Annotated in this window: 7 protein-coding genes; 6 read left to right on the top strand and 1 reads right to left on the bottom strand. The window is 71.5% G+C overall.

The window, feature by feature from the left end; genetic code table 11:
• Positions 1 to 448: 448 nt before the first annotated feature.
• Positions 449 to 1,477, bottom strand: coding sequence for a hypothetical protein (locus AB0H81_RS21575; protein WP_358377191.1), 1,029 nt, complete (start codon positions 1,475 to 1,477; stop codon positions 449 to 451).
• 227 nt (positions 1,478 to 1,704) lie between these two features.
• Here AB0H81_RS21575 and rpmE point away from each other — a divergent pair, with 227 nt between their 5' ends.
• The 6 genes from rpmE (at position 1,705) to AB0H81_RS21545 (ending at position 7,526) form a co-directional block, all read left to right on the top strand.
• Positions 1,705 to 1,923: a 50S ribosomal protein L31 gene (rpmE, locus tag AB0H81_RS21570; protein ID WP_175594071.1), complete on the top strand. Its 219-nt coding sequence runs from the start codon at positions 1,705 to 1,707 to the stop codon at positions 1,921 to 1,923.
• A 90-nt stretch (positions 1,924 to 2,013) separates the two neighbouring features.
• Positions 2,014 to 3,066, top strand: a complete 1,053-nt coding sequence (prfA, locus tag AB0H81_RS21565; protein WP_358377188.1) for a peptide chain release factor 1 — start codon at positions 2,014 to 2,016, stop codon at positions 3,064 to 3,066.
• On the top strand, positions 3,063 to 3,926 hold the full coding sequence (gene prmC, locus AB0H81_RS21560) for a peptide chain release factor N(5)-glutamine methyltransferase (RefSeq protein ID WP_358377185.1): 864 nt from the start codon (positions 3,063 to 3,065) through the stop codon (positions 3,924 to 3,926). Before prfA ends, prmC begins: the two co-directional genes overlap by 4 nt.
• A gap of 23 nt (positions 3,927 to 3,949) precedes the next feature.
• The gene (locus AB0H81_RS21555; protein ID WP_358377182.1) at positions 3,950 to 4,597 is read left to right on the top strand and encodes an L-threonylcarbamoyladenylate synthase; all 648 of its coding nucleotides are present in this window, start codon (positions 3,950 to 3,952) and stop codon (positions 4,595 to 4,597) included.
• Between the two features lie 89 nt (positions 4,598 to 4,686).
• The gene (locus AB0H81_RS21550; RefSeq protein ID WP_358377179.1) at positions 4,687 to 7,146 is read left to right on the top strand and encodes a hypothetical protein; all 2,460 of its coding nucleotides are present in this window, start codon (positions 4,687 to 4,689) and stop codon (positions 7,144 to 7,146) included.
• The gene (locus AB0H81_RS21545) at positions 7,146 to 7,526 is read left to right on the top strand and encodes a hypothetical protein (RefSeq protein WP_175594066.1); all 381 of its coding nucleotides are present in this window, start codon (positions 7,146 to 7,148) and stop codon (positions 7,524 to 7,526) included. Before AB0H81_RS21550 ends, AB0H81_RS21545 begins: the two co-directional genes overlap by 1 nt.
• Positions 7,527 to 7,570: the final 44 nt, after the last annotated feature.

Below are 7,570 nucleotides of genomic sequence, written 5' to 3'. Positions count from 1 at the left end.
GTGGCCGTGGCGTCGGGATCACTGCTCTTCTGGGCGGCGTCCGCGTTATTCGTCACGGAAGGAGCTGGAATGAAGCGACTCGTGCAGCAAGCGGGGCCGCGGCCCTGTCGGCGCCGGCCGCCCGCGCCCCGATCCGTGTGGACGTGTCGCTGGAGGTGAAGGACCGGCCGCCGGCGGCCGTGGAGAGCATTGCGTACTTCATCGTGGCCGAGGCGCCGGCGAACCTGGCCAAGCACGCGGCGGCCAGCGAGGCCCGACACCGCCATCGCCTCACGGCTGGTGGTCACGGAGGGCGCCGTGGAGAAGCACGTCTCCAGCATCTTCGCCAAGCCGGCCCTCGGGCCGGCGCCCGAGGACCATCGGCGGGTCCTCGCCGTGCTCACCTGCCTGGGCCGGTAGGCGAGAAGGGGCGAGCTTCAGGGACGGACGTCACCCGGGGCGGTGACGCTCAGGGGCGGACGTCCACGAACTCCTGCGGCGACAGGGCGCTGCGGGCCGTGGCCGTGCCCGGCGCCTTGACGCGGAAGTAGCCGTCCTTGCGGGCCGTGTACGTCTTGACGTACTTGCCCGAGGCGTTGCTCTTGGTGAAGCCCAGCAGCTTGTACGTCTTGGAGCCCTTGGCCTTGAAGTAGACCTCCAGCCGCTTGCCCGGGTACGCCTTGGAGCCGCGGTAGACCTTGCCCTGGACCTTGACCGAACGGCCCTTGGCCACCTTGGCCGGGGCGCTGATCGTCACCCTGGTCTTCGCCTTCTTGGACGCGCCTCCGGTGGGGGCCTTCACGGTGAACGAGGCGACGCCCTTCAGTGACTGCCCGCCCCGGGTGGCGACGACCTCGAGCGTCCAGGAGCCGGGCGCGGTGTCGTCGGCGAAGTACGTCTCGCCGCGGTAGGAGCCGTCGGAGTAGAGCGCGAGGTCGCCCAGATCGAACGCCTCGTTGCTCTCGTCGCTGATCAGCTTGGCCGACACGGACGTGGCGTCGGTGACCCCCGCTCGGACCGAGACCTTGACGTCCTTGCCCTTGACGAGCTGCACGGGGTTCGGCCGGACCGACGCGTCGCGGATGCCCTGCGAGGCCGAGACGTCGATCACGAAGGCGTTGTCCCGGGTGGCGCCGCTCCGGGTGACCTTGACGGTCATCCGCCAGCTGCCGGCGGGATCGTCCTTGCCGATGCCGAAACGCCCGGTCACCGGGGTCTCCGCCGCGGAGGACGGCTGGAAGCCGAAGCCCACCGGCCGCTCGGAGCCTCCGGGCGGCGTGATGGTGCCGCTGACGGCGCTGACGGTCCCCGGGTCCTTCAGCTGCAGCGTCACGGTGACCTCGACGTCCCTGTCGAGCGGGATGAACGCGTCGGACGAGACCGCGCCGGAGAAGTCCGGACCGGCCGTGGCCGCGTTCGCGGCCGAGAGGTGCACACCTCCGAGGAGAAGCGCAGCCCCCGTGGCGGCCGCTATGAGCAGCCGCATCCCCTTCATCATCTGATCGCAATCCTTATGAGACGTAAGTGATGGTTTGTGCGCTGGAGCCTAGTGTGACGGTCATGACCGCGTCATAAGGATTTGCCATACCGGCGGGGAATGCCGTGTGGCCTGGGCTGGTTGAAGGATCTGGCACACTGGTAGCTGACCCGTAGCGGTTCCGGCTCCCGCCGACGCGCTCGGCGCGTTATCAGGCGACCCGGCGGCCGCACCCCGAAAGGACAGCAATGAAGCGCGACATCCACCCTGACTACAACGTGACCCAGGTGACCTGCACCTGCGGCAACACCTTCACGACGCGCAGCACCGCGAAGAACGGCGTGATCCACGCCGACGTGTGCTCGGCCTGCCACCCGTTCTACACGGGCAAGCAGAAGATCCTCGACACCGGCGGCCGGGTGGCCCGCTTCGAGAAGCGCTTCGGCAAGAAGCCTTCGGGCAAGTAGCTTCACCGACGCCGGCCCGGACGCACGCAAGGGTGCGGCCGGGTCGGCGTTGTTGGTGAACGGCCGGAAAACCAAGCAGAAGGACCCACGGTGAACCTCGACGAGTTGCTCAAGGAGTATTCCGAGCTGGAGCTGCGGCTCGCCGACCCCGCCGTGCACGCCGACCAGCACCAGGCCCGCACCTTCGGCAGGCGCTACTCCCAGCTCACGCCCATCGTCGCGACCTACCGCGAGCTGGAGTCGGTCCGCGACGACCTGGCCACGGCCAAGGAGCTCGCGGGCGAGGACGAGACGTTCGCGGCCGAGGCGGCCGAGCTGGAGGAGCGCGTCCCCAAGCTGGAGGAGCGCCTCAAGCACCTGCTGATCCCGCGCGATCCCAATGATGACAAGGACATCATCATGGAGATCAAGGCGGGCGAGGGCGGCGAGGAGTCCGCGCTGTTCGCCGGCGACCTGCTGCGCATGTATCTCCGCTACGCCGAGCGGCTCGGCTGGAAGACCGAGATCATCGACACCCAGCCCTCCGACCTCGGCGGCTACAAGGACGTCACGGTCGGCATCAAGGCCAAGGGCGACGAGGGCGTGTGGTCCAGGCTCAAGTTCGAGGGCGGCGTCCACCGCGTGCAGCGGGTGCCCGTCACCGAGTCGCAGGGCCGCATCCACACCAGCGCCGCGGGCGTGCTCGTCTACCCGGAGGCCGAGGAGGTCGATGTCAACATCGACCCCAACGACCTGCGCGTCGACGTCTACCGCTCCAGCGGCCCCGGCGGCCAGAGCGTCAACACCACCGACTCCGCGGTCCGCATCACCCACCTGCCCACCGGCGTGGTCGTCTCCTGCCAGAACGAGAAGAGCCAGCTCCAGAACAAGGAGTCGGCGCTGCGCATCCTGCGCGCCCGGCTGCTGGCCATCGCCCAGGAGCAGGCCGACGCCGCCGCGCAGGCCGAGCGCAAGTCGCAGGTCCGCACCGTCGACCGCTCCGAGCGCATCCGCACCTACAACTTCCCCGAGAACCGCATCTCCGACCACCGCGTCGGCTTCAAGGCGTATAACCTCGACCAGGTCCTCGACGGCGAGCTCAACGCCGTCACCCAGGCACTCATCGACGCCGAGATGGCGGAGAAGCTCGCACAACACTCATGACATTTCTGCTGGACGAGATCGCGCTCGCCACCGCCCGGCTGGCCGAGGCAGGTGTGCCCTCGCCGCGCACCGACGCGGAGGAGATCGCGGCATTCGTTCACGGCGTGCGCAGGAGCGAGCTGCACACGGTGAGGGACGCCGACTTCGACGCCCTGTTCTGGGAGGGCATCGCCCGCCGCGAGGCGCGTGAGCCGCTGCAGCACATCACCGGCCACGCCTACTTCCGCTACCTGGAGCTCAAGGTGGGGCCCGGCGTGTTCGTGCCGCGCCCCGAGACCGAGGTCATGGCCGGCTGGGCGATCGACACGCTGCGGGCGATGGACGTCGCCGCGCCGCTGGTCGTCGATCTCGGCACCGGCTCCGGCGCGATCGCGCTGTCGATCGCCCAGGAGGTCGCGCTCGCCGAGGTCCACGCCGTCGAGCTCGATCCCGACGCGTACGGCTGGGCCAAGCGCAACATCACCGAACACGGGCAGGGCCGCGTCCACCTGCACCCGGAGGACCTCGCCGAGGCGCTCCCCGAGCTCAACGGCAAGGTCGACCTGGTCATCTCCAACCCCCCCTACATCCCGCCCGGCGCCATCCCGCGCGACCCCGAGGTGCGCGACTACGACCCCTCGCGGGCGCTGTACGGCACCGGCGACGACGGCCTCGGCGAGGTGCGCGCGGTCGAGCGCACGGCCCGGCGGCTGCTGCGTCCCGGCGGCTGGGTGGCCGTCGAGCACGCCGACGAGCAGGGCAACGCCGTCTACCTGACGTTCCCCGAGTCCAGCGGCTGGCGCGACGTCCGCCTGCGCCAGGACCTGACCCGCAGGGACCGCTTCGTCACCGCGAGGCTCGGCCAGGACGAGCCCGACTAGCCCGACTGACTAGGATGCACGCCGTGGGAAGAACCTTTGACTGCTCGGACCTCGAACAGCGCGCCGAGGGCCTGATCGAGGCCGCCTCCGCCGTGCGCCGCGGCGACCTGGTGGTCCTTCCGACCGACACCGTCTACGGCATCGGCGCCGACGCGTTCACGCCGGCGGCCGTGACGGCGCTGCTGGACGCCAAGGGCCGGGGCCGTGACATGCCGCCGCCCGTCCTCGTCGGCACGGTCCGCGCCGCCGGGGCGCTCGTCGAGGACCTCGGGCCATACGGGCAGGACCTCATCGACGCCTTCTGGCCGGGACCGCTCACCCTCGTCTGCAAGGCCAACCGGGCCCTGTCGTGGGACCTCGGCGACACCAAGGGCACGGTCGCGGTCCGCATGCCGCTCCATCCGGTGGCGCTCGACCTGCTCAAGGAGACCGGGCCGATGGCCGTCTCCAGCGCCAACCGCTCGGGCGCGCCCGCCGCCGTCACCGCTGCCGAGGCCGAGGCGCAGCTCGGCGACTCCGTCTCCGTCTACCTCGACGGCGGCAAGACCACCGACAACACGCCCTCCACCATCCTCGACCTCACCACCGCGGTGCCACGGCTGCTGAGGCGCGGGGCGATCCCCGTGGAGAAGCTGCGCGGCATCATCGGGTACGTCGCCACCGACGACTGACGTATACCGTCTGCTTATCCCGGCTGCGGTCGCGCCCCACTCACGCCTACGGTGACTTCCGGAGCGGCCACGACGTCCGGGAGCAGCCCATGGGCAAGTTCGACGGCATGGATCCTGAGCTGGTCCGTGACCTGCTGGCCGAGGTCAGGCGCGCGGCCGCCCAGATGCGCGCCGCCGAGGGACGGGTCACGCAGATCATGACCCGCGCCGGCCTGCCGACGCGCGCGGCGCACCGCCCCGCCCAGGTCGCGGACGCCGCGGACACCATGGTCAAGGACGTGCGGGTACGGCTCGGGCTGCTGGAGAAACGCGCCGACGAGCCCCGTGACCACGGCCCCTCGGTGGGCGCCGACACCAAGGACGACACCCCGAAGAAGGCCGACGACCATCCCACGAAGGACGACGGCCAGCCGAAGAAGGGCGACGACACCAAGAAGGGTGAGGACGCCAAGACGGGCGACGACCCCAAGCCCGCCAAACCGGACGCCAAGGCTGACGACGACCCCAAGCCCGCCCGGGAGGACGGCCGCGACGACGCCAAGACGGGCGACGACCCCAAGCCCTCCAAACCGGACGCCAAGGCTGACGACGACCCCAAGCCCGCCCGGGAGGACGGCCGCGACGACGGTAAGACCACCGATCAGGACAGGCCCGCCAGGGACGACGGCCGGGACGACGCCAGGACCGCCGACGACCCGAAGAGGGGCGCCGACGACAGGGCGCGGGACGACGGCACGATCCGAGATGACGGCACAACCCGAGACGATGGCGGGTCCTGCGAGGACGGTGACGGCGCCCGCATCGGTGGCGACACACGTACCGACGATGACGGCGGCACTCGCGGCGACTCCCGTACTGGTGGCGACACGCGTACAGGCGATGACGGCGGCACTCGCGGCGACTCCCGCGCAGGCGGCGACACCGGCACCTGCGACGACGCAGGAACACGGGACGACGCGGACACCAGGGACGCCGGCGCTCGGGACGACACGGGCACTCGCGATGGCACGGGCACTCGGGACGAGCCGAAGGACGATGATCTGGGCAGCAGGCGCGATCGTGGCGCCGAGTCCGGCGCGGACCCGTCCGGCCTCACACCCGCCGACCCCATCGGCACCCCGGACCCCGGCACCCCGGACCCCATAGGCGACCGCGTCAACCCCACCGCCCCAGCGGATCCCGCCACTCCGGCGGACCCGGCGACTCCTGCCACACCGGCGGATCCCGCCACTCCGGCCGATCCCGCGACCCCGGCCGACCCCACATCCCCGGACGACCGCGTCGACACCCCCGCCAAGGACCACCCCGACGATTCCGACCCGCAAAAACCGCGTGTGGTTGTCGTGGACGGTGTGAAGGTCCTCCAGGTGCCCATCGACCCGCCCACGGCCGCGCAGATCAGCAACATCCTGGACAACCTCGACAAGGTCCAGCCCATCGAGATGCCCGCCCCTTCGGGGGACGCCCAACCCGCGACCCCGTCCACCCCCATCGGCGCCGCACCCGCGGACGGCGCCTCGCCAGGTGGCGCGCACCCGGTTCATCCGATCGGCACGGTGCCTTCGGAAGGCGTCTCGGTCGGTGGTGCGCATCCGGTTCACCCGATCGGCACGGTGCCCGCCGACGCGACCCCGATCGGCGGTGCCCACCCTGTCCAGCCGACCGACGCGACGTCCGGCACCGGTGCCCACCCGGCCCAGCCGATCGACACCACCCCCGGCCACGCGGACGGTACGGGGACGGACCGTACGACGGGCACCACACCTGGTCAGGTGGACGGCACCGGCACCAACAGCGGATGTGAGGACACCACCACACCCCGAGACCCGGACGGGAGCACCCCGGACCGCGACACGACACCCGACCGCACACCTCCGGATCGCGACTCCACCCCCGACCGCACCTCGCCCGACCGCGACGCGACACCGGACCGCACCACCCCTGACCGCGACACGACACCCGACCGCACCACGCCTGACCGTGGAGACACCACGACCGGCCGTGACGGCGGGGTGATCCGCGACACCACGCCTGGCCGTGACACGACGCCCGGCCAGGGTTCCCCGGTGGTCATCGACCCCACGGCCCCCGCGTCATCCGGTAGCTCGGGGGCCGCGGCCACCTCTGTCACCGCTGCCCAACCGCTCACCCCGGCCGGTGCGCCCCAGGTCGTGTCCGTCCCCGCCGGGCCCCTCGGCCTCGACGACCTCCGCACCCTCCTCGACCAGATCGGCAACGCGGGTCAGCCCGGCCTCCCGGACGCGTCCCTCCCGGACGCCGGCGCCCCGTACAACAGCGGCCTCTCGGGCACCGGCCTCCCGGACGCCCATCCCTCGGGCACTGGCATCCAGGACACCGGCCCCTCAGGCACCGGCACCCCGGACACCACCCCCTCAAGCACCGGCCCCCAGGACGCCGACCGCCTCCCCGCCACCGGCGACCGGCAGGAGCCGGACGGCCGGGGCGGCGGCAACGGGACGACGACGCATCACCACGGCCACGACGACGGCCACCACGACGGCCCCGGCACCCGGTACAGGAGCGTCTGATGGCATTCGCCGACCCGCCCGCCCCCCAGCCGATGCGCCCGGGGGAGACCCCGCCCGTGACGGGCGGCACCAACCCGCTGGACGTCCAGCCGAGGGCCTGGGAGTTCAATCCCGAATACCAGCGCCTGGTGACCGCCTGGCAGACCGTCCACCCCCTCCTGGAGGAGCTCACAAAGGCCCTCGACAAGGCCTACACGCTCGCCAGAAGCCCGCAGACGTGGGACGCCCCCGTGGGGTCCAGGTACGTCGAGGACATCGCCGAGTGGCGCTCCAGGCTCGCCCAGTACCGTCAGGCGGTGCTCACCTCGATCAGCGACGAGGCCGCCGACACACCCCGCTGGATCCCGAGCTCGGCGGGCGCTCCCCACGCCTTCTCGTGACGGGGGAATCCACCACGGACGTGACGGGGGAGCCCACCACACAA

Source organism: Nonomuraea sp. NPDC050691, from assembly GCF_040654455.1.
Classification (GTDB): domain Bacteria; phylum Actinomycetota; class Actinomycetes; order Streptosporangiales; family Streptosporangiaceae; genus Nonomuraea.
Note: the sequence above shows the minus strand (reverse complement) of the source record. Positions and strands in the feature narration are given on the sequence as shown.